19 protein-coding genes are annotated in these 19,713 nt (G+C 43.7%); 12 read left to right on the forward strand and 7 right to left on the reverse strand.

Annotated elements, in window-relative coordinates:
* The first annotated feature begins 8 nt into the window (after positions 1-8).
* Positions 9-914 carry an EamA family transporter RarD gene (rarD, locus tag ND16A_RS05965; RefSeq protein WP_033078294.1) on the forward strand — a complete coding sequence of 302 codons (906 nt, stop codon included), beginning with the start codon at positions 9-11 and terminating at the stop codon, positions 912-914.
* Positions 915-960: 46 nt separating this feature from the next.
* On the opposite strand, the gene ND16A_RS05960 is transcribed toward rarD, so the two are convergent.
* Positions 961-1,416: a hypothetical protein gene (locus ND16A_RS05960; protein ID WP_033078295.1), complete on the reverse strand. Its 456-nt coding sequence runs from the start codon at positions 1,414-1,416 to the stop codon at positions 961-963.
* 334 nt (positions 1,417-1,750) lie between these two features.
* Here ND16A_RS05960 and ND16A_RS05955 point away from each other — a divergent pair, with 334 nt between their 5' ends.
* Positions 1,751-4,381 carry a TonB-dependent receptor plug domain-containing protein gene (locus ND16A_RS05955; RefSeq protein WP_033078296.1) on the forward strand — a complete coding sequence of 877 codons (2,631 nt, stop codon included), beginning with the start codon at positions 1,751-1,753 and terminating at the stop codon, positions 4,379-4,381.
* A gap of 129 nt (positions 4,382-4,510) precedes the next feature.
* Here the strand turns inward: ND16A_RS05955 and uvrD are convergent, their stop codons facing one another.
* The gene (gene uvrD / locus ND16A_RS05950) at positions 4,511-6,682 is read right to left on the reverse strand and encodes a DNA helicase II (protein WP_033078297.1); all 2,172 of its coding nucleotides are present in this window, start codon (positions 6,680-6,682) and stop codon (positions 4,511-4,513) included.
* A gap of 166 nt (positions 6,683-6,848) precedes the next feature.
* Here uvrD and ND16A_RS21880 point away from each other — a divergent pair, with 166 nt between their 5' ends.
* The 3 genes from ND16A_RS21880 to ND16A_RS05935 all read left to right on the forward strand — a co-directional run bounded on the left by ND16A_RS21880 (position 6,849) and on the right by ND16A_RS05935 (position 9,093).
* The gene (locus ND16A_RS21880; protein ID WP_033078298.1) at positions 6,849-7,562 is read left to right on the forward strand and encodes a serine hydrolase domain-containing protein; all 714 of its coding nucleotides are present in this window, start codon (positions 6,849-6,851) and stop codon (positions 7,560-7,562) included.
* Complete coding sequence (locus tag ND16A_RS21885) at positions 7,465-8,436, forward strand: serine hydrolase (RefSeq protein WP_081945614.1); 972 nt, start codon at positions 7,465-7,467, stop codon at positions 8,434-8,436. Before ND16A_RS21880 ends, ND16A_RS21885 begins: the two co-directional genes overlap by 98 nt.
* Before the next feature lie 213 nt (positions 8,437-8,649).
* Positions 8,650-9,093: a CBS domain-containing protein gene (locus tag ND16A_RS05935; protein WP_033078300.1), complete on the forward strand. Its 444-nt coding sequence runs from the start codon at positions 8,650-8,652 to the stop codon at positions 9,091-9,093.
* 10 nt (positions 9,094-9,103) lie between these two features.
* Here ND16A_RS05935 and ND16A_RS05930 read toward each other — a convergent pair whose 3' ends face one another.
* The 5 genes from ND16A_RS05930 to lptM all read right to left on the reverse strand — a co-directional run bounded on the left by ND16A_RS05930 (position 9,104) and on the right by lptM (position 12,910).
* Positions 9,104-9,817, reverse strand: a complete 714-nt coding sequence (locus tag ND16A_RS05930) for an HAD-IA family hydrolase (RefSeq protein WP_033078301.1) — start codon at positions 9,815-9,817, stop codon at positions 9,104-9,106.
* A 1-nt stretch (position 9,818) separates the two neighbouring features.
* Positions 9,819-10,565, reverse strand: coding sequence for a DUF484 family protein (locus ND16A_RS05925; protein ID WP_081945615.1), 747 nt, complete (start codon positions 10,563-10,565; stop codon positions 9,819-9,821).
* Positions 10,562-11,392 (reverse strand): diaminopimelate epimerase, encoded by an 831-nt coding sequence (gene dapF, locus ND16A_RS05920; RefSeq protein WP_033078302.1) that lies wholly within the window; start codon positions 11,390-11,392, stop codon positions 10,562-10,564. Before dapF ends, ND16A_RS05925 begins: the two co-directional genes overlap by 4 nt.
* Positions 11,393-11,460: 68 nt before the next feature.
* Entirely contained in the window at positions 11,461-12,708 is a 1,248-nt protein-coding gene (lysA, locus tag ND16A_RS05915; RefSeq protein ID WP_033078303.1) for a diaminopimelate decarboxylase, read from the reverse strand.
* Between the two features lie 52 nt (positions 12,709-12,760).
* A complete protein-coding gene (gene lptM, locus ND16A_RS20700; protein WP_081945616.1) occupies positions 12,761-12,910 on the reverse strand; it encodes an LPS translocon maturation chaperone LptM in 150 nt (49 codons plus the stop codon).
* A gap of 140 nt (positions 12,911-13,050) precedes the next feature.
* Here lptM and cyaY point away from each other — a divergent pair, with 140 nt between their 5' ends.
* The 7 genes from cyaY to ND16A_RS05880 all read left to right on the forward strand — a co-directional run bounded on the left by cyaY (position 13,051) and on the right by ND16A_RS05880 (position 19,590).
* Positions 13,051-13,371, forward strand: coding sequence for an iron donor protein CyaY (cyaY, locus tag ND16A_RS05910; protein WP_033078304.1), 321 nt, complete (start codon positions 13,051-13,053; stop codon positions 13,369-13,371).
* A 68-nt stretch (positions 13,372-13,439) separates the two neighbouring features.
* Positions 13,440-14,375, forward strand: a complete 936-nt coding sequence (hemC, locus tag ND16A_RS05905) for a hydroxymethylbilane synthase (RefSeq protein ID WP_033078305.1) — start codon at positions 13,440-13,442, stop codon at positions 14,373-14,375.
* A gap of 27 nt (positions 14,376-14,402) precedes the next feature.
* Positions 14,403-15,161, forward strand: coding sequence for a uroporphyrinogen-III synthase (locus tag ND16A_RS05900; protein WP_052073177.1), 759 nt, complete (start codon positions 14,403-14,405; stop codon positions 15,159-15,161).
* 47 nt (positions 15,162-15,208) lie between these two features.
* Positions 15,209-16,576: a uroporphyrinogen-III C-methyltransferase gene (locus ND16A_RS05895; RefSeq protein WP_033078306.1), complete on the forward strand. Its 1,368-nt coding sequence runs from the start codon at positions 15,209-15,211 to the stop codon at positions 16,574-16,576.
* The gene (locus ND16A_RS05890; RefSeq protein WP_052073178.1) at positions 16,573-17,754 is read left to right on the forward strand and encodes a heme biosynthesis HemY N-terminal domain-containing protein; all 1,182 of its coding nucleotides are present in this window, start codon (positions 16,573-16,575) and stop codon (positions 17,752-17,754) included. Before ND16A_RS05895 ends, ND16A_RS05890 begins: the two co-directional genes overlap by 4 nt.
* Before the next feature lie 18 nt (positions 17,755-17,772).
* Positions 17,773-18,918, forward strand: a complete 1,146-nt coding sequence (locus ND16A_RS19995) for an MltA domain-containing protein (RefSeq protein WP_052073179.1) — start codon at positions 17,773-17,775, stop codon at positions 18,916-18,918.
* A gap of 78 nt (positions 18,919-18,996) precedes the next feature.
* Positions 18,997-19,590 (forward strand): hypothetical protein, encoded by a 594-nt coding sequence (locus ND16A_RS05880; RefSeq protein ID WP_200880847.1) that lies wholly within the window; start codon positions 18,997-18,999, stop codon positions 19,588-19,590.
* Positions 19,591-19,713 lie beyond the last annotated feature (123 nt).

A 19,713-nucleotide genomic window follows, 5' to 3' on the forward strand; every position in this document is an offset into this window, starting at 1 on the left:
AGTACTTGATGAGTCAACAATCAGACAATAACAGTGGAATAATTAATGCGCTTTCGGCGTATGCGATGTGGGGCCTTGCACCACTTTATTTCAAATTACTCGATCAAGTTTCGGCACCTGAAATTTTGGTGCACCGCATTATTTGGTCTTGCGCCTTATTAGTCATTATTGTGCTGGCGATGGGCAATTGGCGTAAAGTACAACGTATTGTTGGCGATGCTAAAATGCTGGCCTGGCTACTACTCACCGCGCTCATTTTAGGCGCTAACTGGCTCATCTTCATTTGGGCGATCAACAACGGCAATATCCTCGAAGCCAGCTTAGGCTATTTTATCAACCCATTATTTTCGGTGGCTCTGGGCATGATTTTTCTTGGAGAGCGCCTAAGAAAATGGCAAACCATCGCCGTGCTGTTAGCCTTTATCGGTGTGGTGATACAATTATTTAATGTTGGCAGCATACCGGTAATCGCCCTAAGCCTTGCCGGTACCTTTGGCATTTATGGCTTATTACGGAAGAAACTCATGGTTGAATCTGTCCCCGGTTTGTTAATTGAATCGGCGTTAATGCTACCGTTAGCCATTGTTTACTGGCTGTTCTTCATGGATACGCCAAGCAGCGATATGTTTGCCAACGAAACCAGTTTAAACATTACCTTAATTGCTGCCGGGCTGGTCACCACGGCGCCGTTATTATGCTTTACCGCCGCGGCGAAACGCTTATCTCTGGCCGCTCTTGGATTTTTCCAATACCTTGGACCAACAATAATGTTCATTTTGGCGACAGTGCTTTATAACGAAGCATTGATTATTGAAAAACTCATTACCTTTGTGTTTATTTGGGCCGCGATTGTCATTTACAGTTGGGATTCCATGCGCAAACTCAAACAAGCCAAACTGGCGTTAAAGCACTAACAAGACCGGTTTAGCCTATGGTCTTGCCAGTGCTACATTGCAGTGCTCATTTTTTGGCGCGAGTCTTACCTTCGGCAGACATGATCCACTTAGGGTTTCGCTTTAATGACTGGATATATTCGGCTTTGCGAAAACGTAACGCCGACCAATCTTCATCAATCGCCACTTGCCGCACACCTTCGAAACCCGCCTGCCCTAATGGTTGCCAGCCTTGATCGCGCGAAATATCACTTTGGTAATTTTGTGACGATTTTTTCGGGTAAGCAAACCACAGCACGGCATCACCATCGAGTTTACCGACAATTGCCTCAATAAACGGATGCAATTGCTGTTGTTGCTCGGCAAAACATAAACAAAATTCAATGGCGTCTACCTTCTGCACATCTTGCAAAACATCTATACCGGTCAATTGCTTTAACTCATCAGAAAAACTTAAGGGGGCATTTAACACCACAATTTGTTGCTGTTGTTTTAAATTAAGCTTGTTAAATAAGGCAGTCATACAATGCACCAATGATGTGAATGGGGTTTAATCTTAGCACTAAATGCGGAAACAGATTCATTACCTTTTTAAGACAAAGGGTAAAGTTTACCGGAGATAGTTAATGATACTACTGCTGAACGGCCGCGAAGGCACCGGCACGACGGAGCTTGAATCAATTTAATTTCATTTCAGAATAATATCGTTACAAATTAGTAGCTTTAATGTTTGTTAAAGCTTTTTATTTTATGAAAATGATGCTAATAATTGACTAACTGCAATTAGTTGTCGGCTATTTATAATAATTTTTAGTTGTAATTCAGGATAATTATAAACAACAAAAGGACTAGGGAAAATGTTTAAACTTTCTAAGTTAAGCAAATCGATTATATTGTGTTCAGGAACCGCTTTACTGTCTTCCATCAGCTATAGCGCAGTGAGTGCTGAAGACGAAGAGAACATAGAACGGATTGAAGTGACAGGCTCGCATATCAGACGAACAGATATGGAAGGGCCATCGCCGCTGACCAGTTTATCCGCAGATGATATCGCAAAATCCGGGGTCACCGACCTCATCAGTTTATTCACTAAACTGCCAATGGCCGGCCAAGGCACCTTTTCAACCCAGGCGAACAGTAGCGACGATACCGCCAATGGTGGTTCCAGCGTTTCATTACGGGGCTTAGGGGCTGACTCAACGTTAATATTGGTCAATGGTCGCCGAGTATCGGTAAGTCCGTTTGCCAAAGGCATAGATACCGCGTTTGTCGACATTAACAATATTCCATTAGCCGCAATAAAGCGGGTCGATATCCTCAAAGATGGGGCATCGGCCACTTACGGCTCTGATGCCATTGCGGGTGTTATCAATATTATCTTGCGTGATGATATCGAAGGCGTTGAAATCAGCGCCAAAATTGGTGACACCGCCGATGGCGGTGGTGAAGAAGAAAATATCAGCCTGGTTTGGGGCAATAGTACAGAAACCACCAGCCACACCTTTGTATTGGATTATTTCCGTCGTGGCGAGATCCTCTATGCTGACCGCGATTATTCGAAATCATCCAATCAAAGTGCGTTACGACCGAATGATCCAAATGCAACCGATTTCCGCAGTTCCTCAGGTATTCCTGGCACTATTGCTCTCGCCTCGGATTCAACGATTCGTATGGCAGATACCTTCGGCAATGATGTTTGTCCTGCGGAAGATATTGTTGGTGACTTATGTCGCTATGATTATGCGCCTCATATGTCTATGGTACCGCAAACAGAACGCTTCAGTTATAACTACATGGGCAAATACGAAATAACTGATAATCTTGAAGGCTTTGCTGAACTTAACGGCCAAAATGCCAAGACCATGATCCGTGGTGCCGGCAGCCCAAGTTTTAATGAGTTGTTTATGTCTGGCGACAACGCCAATCATCCACTTGCCGACGATCCCACTCATGATTTTTATCAGCAAGATCTCACCATGCGTCGCCGTATGGTCGATATTGGCAATCGCAAAAAAGAAGTCGATACCGATTACTATCGGGTGATCATGGGCTTACGTGGCGATTTTGGCGATTGGAACTGGGAAGCCGCATACAGCTACATTAAAAGTGAATCGGTGGAAATGGGTGTCGATGGCTATCCAAACTCTCAGCGGGTGCAAGAAGCCATTGACAGTGAACTGTGGAATCCGTTTGAACCATCATCAAACTCACCTGAGTCTTTAGCTTTTATTGAGACCAATACCACCCGAGTGGGTAAATCTACCAACAAAACCATTGATGCGAAAATTTCCGGGCCAGTGTTTGAAATGCCGGCAGGTGATTTAATGATAGGTTTAGGCGCCGAGTATCGTGAAGAAACCATCAGTGATAACCCAGATGATCAATTTTTACGCGGCAATGTGTTTGGTACCGAAGCCACTCAAGCCAACGGTAGTCGTGACAACACCGCAATTTTTGCTGAGCTAGCGATCCCGGTATTGGACAATTTAGAAGTGCAACTGGCGGTACGTCATGAAGATTACAGCGATTTTGGTACCACAACCGACCCGAAAGTATCGTTTTTATGGGCACCACTAGACAACTTAAGCCTTCGTGGCTCCTACGGTACCGCGTTTAGAGCACCATCGTTGCACCAGTTAGGCTTAGGCCGAACCGATGAATCGCCGAATTTAGTCGATACCATACGCTGTGATGCCGTAGGCAATATCAACAAGGCCTGTGAGCCACAAGAATATACGGCGGTATTTGAAGGTAACCCTGATTTGGGTCCGGAAGAATCCACCAGTTATAATCTGGGCGTAGTATACAATATTACCGATAATGTGAGTTTCTCGGTAGATTATTACAGCTACGAGATCGAAGACATCATCGACTCAGACACACAATTTGTGTTCAGTAACTTTGGTGACGATCCGGATGTGGTTGAGCGCTTGCCATCGGCAATACCTAATGATCCTGGCGAAGTCGTGCAGATATTCGATTCATTCCAAAACATTGGTGATTTGGACACATCCGGCTTAGATTTGGATTTGCGCTGGAACTTAGAGACCGGCATGGGCCAATTCAAACTGTCGTACGTGCTTAACTATGTACTCGAGTACGAAGACAAACGTCCTGATGGCGAAGGTGGTCAACGCATCGAAGCTGAGGCTGGTGATTTTGAACAACCAGAGTTTAGATGGACCGCTGCAGTAGACTGGATAAGTGGAACCGGCGACATTGGTGCCAATGCCTCCATTAACTACATTGATGAGTTTGAACAGGATGCATCAGTGCAAGGCCCTGGAGTTTCAAAGTTAGATTCCTTTGTCACCGTGGATGCGGCAGTGAATTATTACGGTTTTGAAAATACCGTAATTACCTTAGGGGCAACCAATTTGTTCGATGAGGAGCCACCGTTTGCCTATCATGACTTTATGGGCTTTGCGGTAAATGTTCACAGTGGCCAAGGTCAATTTGCCTACTTAAGAGCTAACTATAAGTTCTAGAGTTATTGCAAATGAATTAGCAGAATTTAAACCATCCGTGGTAATTCTAAGTTAATTCATCCCGGAATTAAAAAGGCTTTGCAGGTAACTGCAAAGCCTTTATATTTTCCCACGATTTTCTGTTATTGATTAAATCGCTTCTAATCGGGCATAAGCCACAACCAACCACTTACTACCATGTTCGCTAAAGTTCACTTGTACCCGAGACTGTGCGCCCGTACCTTCAAAATTGAGCACTACGCCGTCACCAAATTTTTGATGTTTTACTTGCTGGCCTAATTTAAAACCACTGTTTTCAAAGGTTTCCATGGTAATGGTATTACTGAATCTGCCGGTGGTTTTCGGTTTTGATACCTGGTTGCGCATGCGGATTTCATCCACATATTTATCCGGTAATTCTTTCAAGAATCGGCTCTGGCGATGATATTTTTCCTGGCCATACAAGCGACGCGACTCGGCATGGGTTAAATACAGCTTTTGCATCGCCCGGGTCATGCCAACATAACAAAGGCGGCGTTCTTCTTCTAAACGGACAATGTCTTCCGCCGATTGTTGTGACGGGAACATGCCCTCTTCCATCCCCACCATAAATACTAACGGAAATTCCAAACCTTTGGCCGAATGCAATGTCATTAACTGCACGGCCGCTTCATATTCATCGGCTTGTGATTCACCCGCCTCTAATGCCGCATGAGTTAGAAATGCCGTTAGCGGCGTTAGCTCTTGTTCTATTTCCGGATCCACCTCAAAAGTGGAACAGGCGGTGACTAATTCGTTTAAGTTTTCGATTCTCGCCGCCGCTCTCTCGCCTTTTTCCGCCTGATACATGGCTTTTAAGCCACTGTGCTGGATCACATGATTGGCTTGCTGGTCGAGATTTAAATTACTCGAGTCATCTTCTAATTGGCTAATTAAATCGACAAAGGCTTTGATGGTTTTGGCGCTTCGGCCCGATAATTCATCATGCTCGAGCATATGGATACAGGCATCCCACAAAGTGGAGCCATGGCTTCTGGCTGCATCTCTTACCAAAGTTAGAGTTTGGTTACCAATACCTCGAGTTGGGGTATTAATCACCCGCTCAAAGGAAGCGTCGTCATTACGATTATTGATAATGCGTAAATACGCTAACGCGTCTTTAATTTCCTGGCGTTCAAAAAATCGTAAGCCGCCATAAATTCGATAAGGTATTTGTCCTTGCAACAAGGCTTCTTCTAACAACCGCGATTGCGCATTACTGCGGTATAACAGCGCCACATCATCGAGTGAATTGCCATCAGCCAGCCACTGTTTAATCCGGCCGGCAATAAAGCGGGCTTCATCGAGTTCATTGAAAGCGGTATACACCGAAATAGTTTCGCCCGCATCATCCTCAGTCCACAGGTCTTTACCCAAACGATTATTGTTATTGCTGATCAGTGCATTGGCAGCGTTAAGAATGTTGGCGGTTGAGCGATAATTTTGTTCAAGACGGATTGTTTCGGCCTCAAAGTCTTGGATAAAGCGCTGAATATTTTCAATTTTTGCGCCGCGCCAGCCATAAATGGATTGATCATCATCACCAACAATCATCACGTTACCGTGCTTTTTGCCAAGCATGTTTAACCAGGCATATTGAATGGCGTTGGTATCTTGAAACTCATCCACCAAAATACGTGAAAAACGTTGTTGATAATGTTCAAGCAATACCGGATTATTCAACCACAATTCATGTGCGCGCAATAATAATTCGGCAAAATCGACGAGTCCTGCTCTGTCGCAAGTCTCTTGATAGGTTTGATAAATTTTTACAAAGGTTTGTTCGGTCGGATCAAACTGGCTATCGATGTGTTGTGGGCGCAAGCCCTCATCTTTTTTGCCATTGATGTACCACATCGCTTGCTTGGGCGGCCATTTTTTCTCATCCAACTGTAAGGTGCGCACTACGCGTTTGATTAAACGTAATTGATCATCGGAATCGAGCACCTGAAAACTTTGTGGTAAGTTTGCTTCCTGAAAATGCATGCGCAATAAACGATGGGCCAGGCCATGGAACGTACCCACCCACATCCCGTGAATATTGCCACCAACGGCCTGCTCCACCCGGCCACGCATTTCTGCGGCCGCTTTATTAGTAAAGGTGACCGATAAAATACTGTGTGGTGAAATTTGCTCCACTTGCACGAGCCAGGCAATACGATGCACTAGCACTCGGGTTTTACCTGAGCCGGCGCCAGCCAATACCAGCATATTTTTCGATGGCGCCGCTACCGCATCACGCTGGTTATCGTTTAAAGAGTCGAGTAAATCTGAAACATCCATAGTTATTATTAGCTTTGCAAATTAGGAGAAAAATAAAAATTGGCATTAGTATAACAAGCATTATGAACACTGTATGTAAAAACAGTTAAATAATTGACCTTTCTTTTTCCATAAAAAACAACCATGTTATAAAGAGGAAATTATAATAAGCCGAGAAGAAAATATCATGAATAAACTTGCACTCTTTATTTTTTCATTGTTATCCGTCGCGTTAATCAGTTGCAGCAACCAAACGACAGCACCTGAAGCAGTTTCAACTACAACCACAAGCCCGGCAGTCGCACATTCGGCGCAAATAAATACAACCACTGCGCCCTTCGATCGCCAAAAATACCAGGCCGAAGTAGAGCGTGGCATGGCATTATGGAATGTACCCGGCATGGTAACGGCTGTTATCGAAGGCGAGAACATTGTTTTCCAGCAAGGGTTCGGCAAAACGGCCATAACCAATGGCGAAGCGATTGATATTCATACTAAGTTTTCTATCGCATCAACCACCAAAGCTATGGTCGCTACCGGCATATTGATGCTAGTGGACGAGGGCAAGCTTGGTTTGGATGATCTGGTGATAGAACATCTGCCAGAGTTGCATTTGAATGCCGCTGAACTCACTCAACAAATTACCATCCGAGACCTACTGGCGCATCGAACCGGTCTGCCGGCCACCAATCTATGGACATTTTATCAACAATACCCCTTAGCAAAACAAATACAACTATTGAAAACTATAGAACCGGAAGCCGGCATTCGGCATTCGGCAGCGGCTGATTTATCAAAATACCATGTACGCACTCGCCGGGTTGATCATCGAAAGGGTAAGCAAGATACCCTGGGAAATTTTCTTAAAAGAGCGCTTATGGCAACCTCTTGGGATGAATGAAACCTATGCATCCCTTGACCAAATACCGTCATCACAAAGCCATGTACTGCCTTATATGATGATCGAAGAAAAAATCACTCAGGCTGAGTGGAGCTTACCCAAAGAGCATATTGATGCCGCCGGTTCAGTTTGGTCATCCATTCATGACATGAGTTTATGGGCACAGTTTTTATTGCGTAATGGCACCACCAACGAAGGCAATCAACTTTTATCATCCGCAAGTTATAATGAAATGTTTACCCCTCAACAATTGAGTTCAGCCGACGACTTTTATCCCACCGTCGCGTTGACCAAGCCTAACTGGATGACTTATGGTTTAGGTTGGTTTCAACAAGATTTTCAGGGCAGAATGATTGATTTTCATACTGGCAGTTTATCTGGGTTAATTGCCCTTATCGGCTTAGACCGGGCCAATGATAAGGCGGTGATAGTACTGGCAAACCAAGACCATGCTGAAATGCGTCATGCCCTGTTATGGCAAGTTATGGATCAATCGCTTGCACCGAAAGATTGGAACCAACTTGTATTTGATTTATACCAACAACAGCAGCAACAATTTAATGCTTATATTGCAGACTTACTGAAAAAGCAAATTAAGAATACCTCGCCCAGTGTCGAGCTCCAACAGTATGTAGGTATCTATCATAACGATAAAATCGGCGAGGTGAGTATCGTTAAAAACGCAGACTCTAACAGCCTACAACTTGTGTTCGGCAGTAAAGAATACCGGCTGTTGCATTGGCACTACGACGCCTTTTATACCGACCACCCAAAACAAAGAGTGCCGTTTACCGTGGAGTTTTCGCTCAGCTTTGAAGGTGAAATCAAAAATGTAGCTATCTTCCGTCAAGATTTTAGCAAGATAGGAAATTAACCGCATTAATCGAAAACCGGCCCGCCCCCTCAGCAACACCTGCCCTGGTTTTATGATGATGATTGTAAAATCAGGTTCTGCCTTTGATATATGCTCGACAATCCGTAATCTATTTGATTTATCGCAAATAAAAATCGCATAAATTATAAGTATTTTCCGCATTTTACCGCATACTTATAGCATAACAAGATAAGAATTTAACAGGAGTCTAAGATGACTGATATTAGCAAAATTATGAGCACAGATGTTTTTACCTTAACCCCGGAGCAAAGCCTTAGCGATGCGCGGCTGATGATGACGGAAAACCGAATTCGTCACATTCCAATAGTTGATCAACAACAGTTATTGGTTGGTATTATTAGCCAAAGAGATGTGCTTGCAGCGGAAGAGTCGAGTCTATACGGGATAAAAACCGATTTACGAATCGAGCGTGAGCAACAAATAAAAATCGGAGATTTTTATCATAAAAAACTGGTGACTATTCCACCACAAGCGACAGTGCATCAAGCCGCACTTTATCTGCAAAAGCATAAAATCGGCTGCCTGCCGGTGGTTGAAAACAACAAACTATTGGGGCTGGTAACAGATAGTGATTTTGTCAATGTGGCGATTAATTTACTGGAAGTGATCAGTGAGCCGCATGAGCATGTCTATTAAGGCAAAGCGGCTAACAAAAAATCTGTAATTGTTCTACCGAATCGAACTCGGCATGGGGTAGCACCTTTAACGGTTTCTTTTTGATGCCAAATTCATCATTGTTTACCCAAATGGTTTGGCAACCGGCAGACAGCGCACCATAAATATCGGCATGAGTACAATCACCAATATGCAGCAGTTCATCTGGTTGAATATTAAGTTGCTGACAAGCTTGATGAAACATATCATTTTCAGGTTTTTGCAAATTACCGGCGCCGGCAAAATAACTGTGTTGAAAATACTCAGCAATGCCAATTTCATCAATACCGACGTTACCATTAGAAATGGCCACTAACGGATATTTTAGCTTAAGCCTGGCCAATAGTTGGGTAACGCTTGCTGGCACTTGTAGATTATTTCGATGACTGAGGAAATGGGCCAACGCTTGTTCTGCTTTCAACTTGGCCTGTGCTGCAGAATAGCCTAATTGTTGAATACCCGATTGCAGACAAGCAATACGTAATGCCGTTACGTCATGACAAAGTTCGGGTTGATTGGTTAAGCAAACATTACGATGCTGCCACCAAAAATCCCGGCCTAAATTTGCACACTCAGGTGCCGCCGCAATTAAGTGGCTTTGCAATGCTTGTTCGGCCTTGGTAATGACCGGATGGTTATCGTATAACGTATCATCTAAATCAAAACTAATGGCTTTAAACGCTGACAATCTTCGATAAAAACGCACCTTAGAATCCTACTTTCTTCAATTGCTGTACTAGTAGTTTAGCAACAAGTGTACGAAATTGGTTTAGCAATAAGGTATCCATCGATGGGGTAAAGTGTTCCGCATCGTTTGAGCTAATCGCGATAAAGCCTAAACAGCTTTCAGCATCGCTAAGTTTTACTAAGACCACAGAGCCTGCCACTTGATCGGTAAAAATCGCCTGTTGTTCATTAAACCGCAATCGACCAAAATAATAATCCTGATTTTCAAAACGCTTGGCAATTATTGCGCTGCAATCGTCTTTGACAATAGTGTCATGGCCAATGGCAATATCACTATTGGTTAAATACAGTTTAAACGAAGCTAAATTCAGTAATTGCGTAGTGGTTTGCTCTAACGCATCTAAAAATGTGGATAAATTTTTGCTGTCGATCAAGGTTAAATATAAGTCGTTATAAACGGTGAACAAACGTTCATTGTAATTGGCAACCGTTAATAACTGCGTGATTTCTTCTTCGAGCAAATGAATTTTTTGACGCTGAACTTGTTGCTGACGTTCCACCAGAGAAACCACGCCACGCTTGCTCTCTGAAAACTTAAGATTTGCCATCACTTGCGGATTTCTCGAAAAGAATCCAGGATTCTCAAGCAAGTAAGTACCAACTAACTCATCATTTAACAGATCCGTTTCAACATCAGTGATACTGTTACCTAACACTTGTGTTTGGTTTATTTTATTTTTGTTATCTAACGCTTTACTGTCGCTCATAAGTGCAATTGTCCATCAAATACATGTTCTGCTGGCCCGGTCATTTTCACTGGGTGACCTGGACCTTTCCAATAAATCTTCAATTTACCACCCGGCAGCTCAACGGTCACATTATTGGCCAGTTTCTTTTGGGTAATACCAACGACAACAGCGCCACAGGCGCCACTGCCACATGCCAGAGTTTCTGCGGCACCTCGTTCATACACCCGAAGTTTGATAAACTTTGCCGAAACCACTTCCATGAAGCCAACATTGGCGCCTTCTGGAAACCTTTCGTGCCCGGCTAATTCCTTTCCTAGCGTTTCAACCGGAGCATCAAGCACCGAATCCACGGTAACCACACAATGCGGATTACCCATAGATACGGTACCACAAAGCACCGTTTGCTCGTCGGCACGTAAGATATAGGTGCCTTCCGTTTTTTGTGCGATAAACGGAATTTTTGCCGGTTCAAATTCCGGAATCGGCATCGCCACCGTAATTAAACCATCTCGCTCAATGTGCAACGTCATTTTGCCAGAAGCCGTTGACACCCTAACTTTATTTTTATTGGTTAAGCCTTTCATTTTGACAAAGCGGGCAAAACAACGGGCACCGTTACCACACTGATTTACTTCACTGCCATCGGCATTATAAATGCGATAGTGAAAATCTAAATCGGGATCATAAGGTGGTTCAACCACCAATAATTGGTCAAAACCGACACCAAAGTTGCGATCGGCCAATTTGCGAATTTGTTCATTCGACAAATAAATGTTTTGGGTAACGTTATCCAATACTAAAAAGTCATTGCCCAGGCCGTGCATTTTGGCAAAATTCATTAACATAGTTGTCTTTACTTTCCTGAAAAATTAAGCGTTCTCAACCCTGCACCTTTAACAGTGACGGGTTATACCTAAGGTAAAATGGCTTCGCCCTGCCATAACGATTCGATGCTTTCACGTTTGCGGATCAAATGCGAACTATCGCCATCGACCATCACTTCAGCCACTCGCGGACGTGAGTTATAATTTGAGCTCATGGTAAAACCGTAGGCGCCGGCACTGCGCACCACTAATAAATCACCGGCAGCAATCGCCAGATCGCGGTTTTTACCTAAAAAGTCTCCGGTTTCACATACAGGGCCAACCACATCGTAGTTCTGGGTGCTAGCATCATGGTTAATCTCTACCGGCACAATTTCTTGCCATGCTTGGTATAGTGCCGGACGAATTAAATCATTCATCGCGCCATCAACAATGGCAAAGTGCTTATCTTCATTGGTTTTTAAAAACTCAACTTCGGTCACTAAAATACCGGCATTGGCCATTATCGCTCGACCTGGCTCGTAAATAAGTTCCAAATCATAGCCTTGCACTTTATCGGCGATAGCTTTGGCATACTCACTTGGGTGCGGTGGGGTTTCACCTTGATACGGAACCCCTAAGCCACCGCCAACATCCAAATGTTTTAGGTTAATGCCGACGTCGCTTAAGTTATCGACTAACACTAACACTCGGTCAAGTGCATCTAAAAATGGCTTAACTTCGGTTAACTGTGAACCAATATGACAATCTACCCCTCTTACTTCCAGGTGTGACATTGCCGCAGCTTTTTGATAAACCGCAACGGCATGTTCAATGGCGATGCCAAATTTATTATCTTTTAAGCCGGTAGAGATATACGGATGCGTACCAGCATCGACATCAGGGTTTACCCGCAAAGAAATCGTCGCCTTTTTATTCATGCGACTGGCAACGTCATTTATCCGGGTCAGTTCAGCTTCCGATTCTACGTTAAAGCAATAAATGCCTTGCTCTAATGCATACTCAATTTCATCGGCTTTTTTACCAACACCGGAAAAAACCACTTTCGCCGGGTCACCACCCGCTTGAATCACTCGCGCGAGCTCTCCTTTTGAGACGATATCAAAACCACTACCAAGGCGAGCCAGTACGTTTAATATGGCAATGTTTGAGCTGGCTTTTACCGCATAACAAATCAGATGTTTCATCTCTTTCGCGGCCTGATCAAAAGCATGCCAATGGCGCTCAATGGTGGCACGCGAATAAACGTAAAGTGGTGTACCATAAGTATTTGCTAATTCAGTTACTGAACAGTCTTCAGCAAATAAAGAGTCATTTTGACGGTTAAAAAAGTCCACTGGCTTTGATCCTGAAATTATCGGGTTGAATGGTTAAAAAATAAAAAGTTGATTATTGCTCTGCAGTTTCCGTTTGTTCTTGTTCTTGCGGTTTATTCTGCTCGCTCGGGTCGGTTTGATAAAGCGGCCCTTTCTGACCACAAGCGGAAATTGTGCAAAGCAGTGCTGATAATACAACAAATAACAGTTTTTTATTAAGCATTTTATTGATCGCATTGATTGTTTATTGGCATTATAATCGCATGCGATACAACAAATACCAAGTTGTTGCGGCCAATATGGCCAAGAAATATTGATATAACTCACATTTGTGAACGAAATGATAAAAATTAAGGGTTAATAATGAACGATAGCCAGTATAATCTAATTGCCGACGACCTACTTTTAGCGGTGGAAGAAGCCATTGAAGATTGTGGGGTCGACATAGATTATGAAGGTGTTGGTGGCCTGTTAACATTAACGTTTGTTAATGGCACGAAAATCATCATCAATAAACAAGCCCCATTACATGAAATATGGGTAGCGACTAAATTTAATGGTCACCATTTTGAATATCAAAACCAACAATGGAATGATAAACGCGGTGGTGACGAGTTTTGGCAATTTTTATCTGCGGCGGTTAGCGTGCAAGCTGACACAAAAATTACTTTAGCAGCCGAATAATACCTGGTTGATTATGTACGTAATCAATAAGCTATAAATTAGCCAAACATAAAGATACTGAGAATACTATGACCCAACAAACACTAAAGATAGCGACCCGTAAGAGCGCCCTGGCCCTTTGGCAGGCAGAATTTGTGAAAGCACGTCTTGAACATTTCCATTCAAATTTAACGGTTGAATTAGTGCCTATGGTGACCAAAGGTGACATCATATTAGACTCTCCGTTGTCAAAAGTGGGTGGTAAAGGCCTGTTTGTCAAAGAACTTGAAGTTGCGATGTTACAAGGTCGAGCCGATATTGCCGTACATTCAATGAAGGATGTTCCGGTTGAATTCCCGCAAGGGTTAGGTTTAGAGATTATTTGTCAGCGCGAAGATCCACGTGATGCGTTTGTCTCGAATACCATCGCCGGTTTTGCCGATTTACCACAAGGCGCCATTGTTGGCACTTCAAGTTTACGTCGCCAATGTCAAATAAAGGCACTACGCCCTGATCTCGACATTCGTGATTTACGCGGTAATGTCAATACCCGTCTAGCCAAGCTTGATGATGGCCAATACGATGCTATTATCTTAGCGGCTGCAGGCTTGATTCGCCTTGAGATGCCAGAGCGCATTGCCGAATTTATTGAACCGGAAGTTATGCTACCAGCCAATGGTCAAGGGGCTGTAGGTATTGAGTGCAGAACTGACGATGAGCGCGTTAAAGCATTACTGGCACCACTTGAACACCATGAGACTCGTCTTCGTGTGTTAGCAGAACGGGCAATGAATCGTGCCTTACAAGGCGGCTGTCAGGTGCCAATTGGCAGTTACGCGGTCATTGAAAACGATGAAATTTACTTACGCGGTTTAGTGGGTGCAACCGATGGCAGCCAAATTTTGCATAGCGAAATTCGCGGCGCTTTAACCGATGGCGAAGCCATGGGTGGTCGTTTGGCCGACACTTTGTTAGCCGATGGTGCCGATGTGATTTTAGAACAGGTATACCGGGAAGCAACTTAAACACAACACCGAGTAGTAACTGAGCCGATGAAAAATAACAAGCTACGCATACTATTAACTCGACCTTTAAAAAAATCTCAGCAGCTGGCTAAGGTCATTGCACCTTTAGCCAGCCATATCGAGATCACCCCATTGTTTGACTATCAAGCAGGCGAACAACAACCGTACTTACCACAGCAGCTCAATGAATTCAGGCCAGACATCATTATCTTTGTCAGCCCGGCAGCGGTGGATTTCGCATTTTTGCAAAACCCTGTTCAGTCCAAATTGACAAGTGCTCTATTTATCGCGGTAGGAACGGCTACGGCCGATGCCCTAAAGGCGCATGGAATCAAAAACGTGATCACTCCTGAGCAGCAAAATAGCGAGGGATTATTAACGTTAGAGCCATTACTAGCAGTAGAGAATCAACACATATTAATCGTTCGTGGTAATGGCGGTCGCGAATTAATTAAACAACAGCTTGAACAACGCGGCGCAAAAGTTGCCTATAATGAAGTATATAAACGCCAGTGGCTCACTTTAAATCACGAGCAAACTATTGATAAATGGCGAAAAGATAAAATTAATTGTATTGTAGTAACGTCTAGTGAATTGTTGCAACACACATTAAGTTATATCGATGATAAAGACTGGGCCAATGACTGTACTTGGCTAGTGGCGAGTTCTCGTATTGCAGAACGAGCCAAAGCACATGGTCTAACGACTGTAATCAATGCAAGTGGTGCAAGCCATCAGCACATATATCAGGCATTATGTAAGCTTGTCCTTAACACAAGCCCTTAACATTAGCCTTAAACATAACTTCGGCAACGCGGCCAATGGATGTAAAGATGACCGATAAAGAGAACAACAAAACAGAGAACAGCAAACCCGCAGCAAAAGCGGATGCGAAAACTGAGAAAATAAGCGCAGCCAACGCCACCAAAATAGCCGCCCAAGCCAAAATTCAAGCAAACGCACAAGCCAAAAAAGGTGCTGTAAAAAGTCCGAAAACAGCTGCGCAAGCGGCTGTAAAAACCAAAGCAGCGAGCAAATCGACAACACCTGCTATGCCGAAAACTGGCAAACAACAACGTTCAAAAACCGCCGTGTTGGCGTTATTACTGGCCATCAGTGCCGGCGCTGGCGTGGCTGGCCATTACTGGTGGCAGCAACAACAAAGCACGGCCCTTGAACAGCGGATAAACACCAGTACAACAGCTGGTATTGAGCAATTAGATAAACATTTGCAACAACAAATAAGCACCTTGCAACGCCAACAACAGCAGCGCATCAGCCAATTGATCGGCGAAGTGGAGCAACGCAGTGGCAGTCGTATTCGCCAGTTAGAGCAAGAAATCGAACAACTGTTAGATAGCCAGCCACATAACTGGCAAATCACCGAAGCCGAATACCTGACTCGTATGGCAGGCCGGGTGCTATGGCTAGAAAAAGACACGGGTACCGCCATTCAACTCATCGAAGATGCAGATGCGCGCGTTAAAGAGTTAAAAGATCCGCGCATGCTGAAAATACGTGAAGTGCTACACCAGGATATTGAAAGATTAAAAGTACTTCCTAAACTGCAACGTGACGACATTATTTTAAGCTTGATGGGATTAAGTAAACAAATCGATCAGCTGCCGCTAGCCACCGTACAATTACCAGAAGAAACAGAGTTAAGCCAAAGCACCGCGTTAACTGAAGATGTCAGTGACTGGCAACAAAACCTGGCCAAGTCGTGGCACAAATTTAAAGAAGAGTTCATCACCATTCGCCGCAGAGCCGGTAACGTTGAGCCGCTAATGGCGCCGAAATTAGAACAAAATTTATATCACAATTTAGCATTAAAATTTCAGCAAGCCCAATGGGCAGTTAGTCAGGGCAATACCGAGTTGTATCAAGCAAGTATCACCGATATACAGCGATGGCTTGGCCAGCACTTTGATATGACGGTTGTCGACACGCAGCAATTTAACGCCCGTTTAGGCGACATAAAAAGTCTGCCAGTGAACGTCGACTACCCAGAATCATTGGCGTCACAGCAAGCATTACGGGCAATATTAGATAATAAACCAAAGAAAAGGTTATCTACGCCAAAACCACAGAGACCGATGCAGCAGGCGCCTAAACAAGCTGTACCGGCAGAAAAGGCAGCGGCAACCGAAGAAAGCAAGATAAGTACGCGAGGAGAAAATGAGCCGGAGGGCAACGCATGATCCGCTCAATAATAAAATTATTCTTACTATTGGCGCTGATCGCGATTGCGCCATTTTTAATTGACGAAAAAGGCTATATCTTAATTGCCATGGGCGATTTAACCTACGAGTTAACCGTAGTGAGTGCCATTATGCTACTGGTTATCGCTGCGTTTATCTTTGCTTTCGTCTTATGGGGTACTCGCATCGGCTGGAAATTCAGTTCGAGAACCTGGCGTAAAATGGCGTTTAGCAACAAAGCGAAAGCGAAACTTGAATTTCAAAAAGGCTTAGCCGCGTATTTACTTGGCGATTATCAACAGGCCGAAACGCTAATGGCCAAATGCGCAGAACGGTCTGAACTTGCCAACAGTGCCTGGTTAATTGCGGCAGCTTCGTCGAAAAAGCAAGATAATGCGGCCAAAACGGCCAATTATTTACAGCTTATCGCTGAACATCCCGACGCTCAGGAAAACTTTAGTTTTGAAACGCTACTGGTCGCTGGCCGAATAAATTTAGACGACAAGCAATTTTCAAAAGCGCGAGCCTTATTGGATGACAATCATAAATTAATTGGTCACGATGGCAGATTGTTGGGCCTGGAGATTGAAGTGTGTCTGCATGAAAATCGTTTTGATAAGGCAATCGAACAATTAAAACCGTTACGAAAAAACAAACACCTGGACAAAGATAAAGTCACCGATTGGGAAAAGCGCTCCTTTAGTGGCTACTTTCAACAGCTCAGCCAACAACAAAGTATCGAAGCTGTGGCCAAATACTATAAAAGCTTAAGCCGCAAAGAGCGACAAAGTGAAGGCATAGTATTAGCTTATGCGGATTGTTTAAGTGCCAATGGCTTAGTCACCAATTTAGAAGAGTTAATCCTGCCGCTACTGAAAAAAGATGCCTCACCGAGCTTTATTCACGCCGTAAAAAGATTACCCATTCAGCATAGCCAACATGTTATTGCCGCCATTCAAAAGGTGTTGCTAAAGCAGCCGGAAAACATCTTATGGCTCAGCGCGTTGGCACATTTGTGTGCGGCCAATAAAGAATACGATAAAGCCCATAAAGCATTTACCGCGTTGCTGAAAATAAAACAACTACCCGATGATTTACTCGGCTATGCAAATTTACTGGAAAATATGGGTGAACATCAACAGGCGAACCGGGTGTACCAAGAGTTGTTGAATGCCTAACGGCAAACATTGACCTTTATGATGACAGTATTTACTCAATCTTTAATGGCCTTCACCTTGCTCTGCATTGCTTTAGCCAGCTACGCCGGTGATGCCAAGTTTGTCTTAGAAAGCGATCCCAACATTGGTCAGATGCAACTGTTTAAGACCAGTGATTTATGTCAGGTCGCCAAAAACACCACGCGTTACATCGCAGACAGTCAAAATAGTAGCGACATTGACAGTGAGGCGCTACATCCAGGAAAGTTAATTAGCCCGGCGATAACCTTTATCCGAGTTAAAAAAACGTTAGATTTTATCTGTCAAACTTACACCGAAGATGTACGGGCAAAGCAGCAAAGTCGGTTACAAAATACCACCTTTTTAAAGCAGAACTTTGATTTTTACCGCTGGTATCCAGACACCGAGACGGCAAATGCCATCAGCCAAAAAAGCAGCAATGCGGCCAAAAATCGTTTACTCAATAACATTCCGGCCGATAAATTATTCATTACTAAATATTACACCAAGTTATTAACTGCCAGCCCGGTTAAAACTGCGGAATATAGCCAGGCCTTGTATGCCTTGCCATTTGATGAAGCGGGCTTAAGCCTTGGCCAGGCAGAATTAAAAAAAACCAGCTTAACCCGCTTTAAATACAGTCGCCAGGAGGTAATAGCAGGGGTACTGGAACAGCAAAAATTGGCGAAACCTTTAGTGTGGATCACCCAAGACGGTTTACACGATGTGTTATTGCAGGGCACCGGGGTGTTAGAAGTAGACGGTACTACCCGCTACTTTAATGTCCATCGTAATAACGGCATCCCTTACGATTACAGCATTGGCAAGGCGGAACAGGCACGCTATTGGTATTTTGCCGAAGTGCCTTCAGTGATGGGTTATGGGAAAACGCTGGCCAGCAAAATCGCGGTAAAGCCGCACGTCACCTTTGCCGGTAATATAAAAGAATTTGGCCTTGGTAAACTGATCATGGTTAATTACCCATTAAACGGGCAATCGACTAGTCAGATTGGCATTTTGGCCGACACCGGTGGTGCCTTTGACAATAACCGCTTCCAACTGGACTTTTTAGTCGACAGTTACTATGGCTGGAACGATTACCACTTAGCCAATAAGCACTTACCTGATTACGCCAATACCTGGGTTATGCTAATCAAAGAGTAAAAATTACAACAATCTTGTTCAACAAATTCAATTGCTGATAACAGCAGATAAAATATTTTTATACCAAGGGACTCAAACATGATCAAAGCATTAATGATTAGCATTTTATTGGCGCTATCATCTTTTACTTTCGCCATTGAAATTAGCGAACTGAATCCGGTTCAGACATTAACCGTAAAACCGAAAAACTTTAAAGAAGCGATAGAATTTAATATCACCCTGCCGCAAAGTTACCAAAAAAATACAGACAAAGAATACTTCATCATTTTTGATTTACATCCACGCAGTCAACCCTACCTGAGTGGCTTGCATGATTGGCTGAGTCACAATGGTGAATGGCCCTGGTTAGAAACTATCGTGGTCACTCAGGCAAATTATCATCCAGAACTGGCGAAATTGTTCGAAAACACCGTCAGCAATCCAAATAACCAGGACATCTTAGATTTTTTTGAATTTGATCTACTCAACGCCATCGACAAAAAATATCGCACTAATGGTTTTAGAATATACAGTGGCTTTATGGGGAATGGTGCCCTCGGCTTGTATACCTTACTGAATCGTCCACAATTATTTAATGCTTATATTATCGCCAGCCCTACTCTTGCCGATGACTTTGCTGCCGTCAGTTCAACCGCCAACACTAAGCTAGCAAAATTAGATGACAAGTTGTGAGCTTACGGCGGGATAGTGTGACATGGCAAGTTGAGTTATTTAGAATGGCGCTAACCCAGTCTATGACTGAGTTATCTCTTGATTTTGTTGGTAGTTCCAAGGGAGGTAATGCTCAGGATTTTC

Source organism: Thalassotalea sp. ND16A, from assembly GCF_000764205.1.
Classification (GTDB): domain Bacteria; phylum Pseudomonadota; class Gammaproteobacteria; order Enterobacterales; family Alteromonadaceae; genus Thalassotalea_A.

Coding starts and splice junctions, on each gene's coding strand:
- rarD (WP_033078294.1), top strand. CDS start 9: ATGAGTCAACAATCAGACAATAACAGTGGAATAATTAATGCGCTTTCG.
- ND16A_RS05960 (WP_033078295.1), bottom strand. CDS start 1,416: ATGACTGCCTTATTTAACAAGCTTAATTTAAAACAACAGCAACAAATT.
- ND16A_RS05955 (WP_033078296.1), top strand. CDS start 1,751: ATGTTTAAACTTTCTAAGTTAAGCAAATCGATTATATTGTGTTCAGGA.
- uvrD (WP_033078297.1), bottom strand. CDS start 6,682: ATGGATGTTTCAGATTTACTCGACTCTTTAAACGATAACCAGCGTGAT.
- ND16A_RS21880 (WP_033078298.1), top strand. CDS start 6,849: ATGAATAAACTTGCACTCTTTATTTTTTCATTGTTATCCGTCGCGTTA.
- ND16A_RS21885 (WP_081945614.1), top strand. CDS start 7,465: ATGTACGCACTCGCCGGGTTGATCATCGAAAGGGTAAGCAAGATACCC.
- ND16A_RS05935 (WP_033078300.1), top strand. CDS start 8,650: ATGACTGATATTAGCAAAATTATGAGCACAGATGTTTTTACCTTAACC.
- ND16A_RS05925 (WP_081945615.1), bottom strand. CDS start 10,565: ATGAGCGACAGTAAAGCGTTAGATAACAAAAATAAAATAAACCAAACA.
- dapF (WP_033078302.1), bottom strand. CDS start 11,392: ATGTTAATGAATTTTGCCAAAATGCACGGCCTGGGCAATGACTTTTTA.
- lptM (WP_081945616.1), bottom strand. CDS start 12,910: ATGCTTAATAAAAAACTGTTATTTGTTGTATTATCAGCACTGCTTTGC.
- cyaY (WP_033078304.1), top strand. CDS start 13,051: ATGAACGATAGCCAGTATAATCTAATTGCCGACGACCTACTTTTAGCG.
- hemC (WP_033078305.1), top strand. CDS start 13,440: ATGACCCAACAAACACTAAAGATAGCGACCCGTAAGAGCGCCCTGGCC.
- ND16A_RS05900 (WP_052073177.1), top strand. CDS start 14,403: ATGAAAAATAACAAGCTACGCATACTATTAACTCGACCTTTAAAAAAA.
- ND16A_RS05895 (WP_033078306.1), top strand. CDS start 15,209: ATGACCGATAAAGAGAACAACAAAACAGAGAACAGCAAACCCGCAGCA.
- ND16A_RS05890 (WP_052073178.1), top strand. CDS start 16,573: ATGATCCGCTCAATAATAAAATTATTCTTACTATTGGCGCTGATCGCG.
- ND16A_RS19995 (WP_052073179.1), top strand. CDS start 17,773: ATGATGACAGTATTTACTCAATCTTTAATGGCCTTCACCTTGCTCTGC.
- ND16A_RS05880 (WP_200880847.1), top strand. CDS start 18,997: ATGATCAAAGCATTAATGATTAGCATTTTATTGGCGCTATCATCTTTT.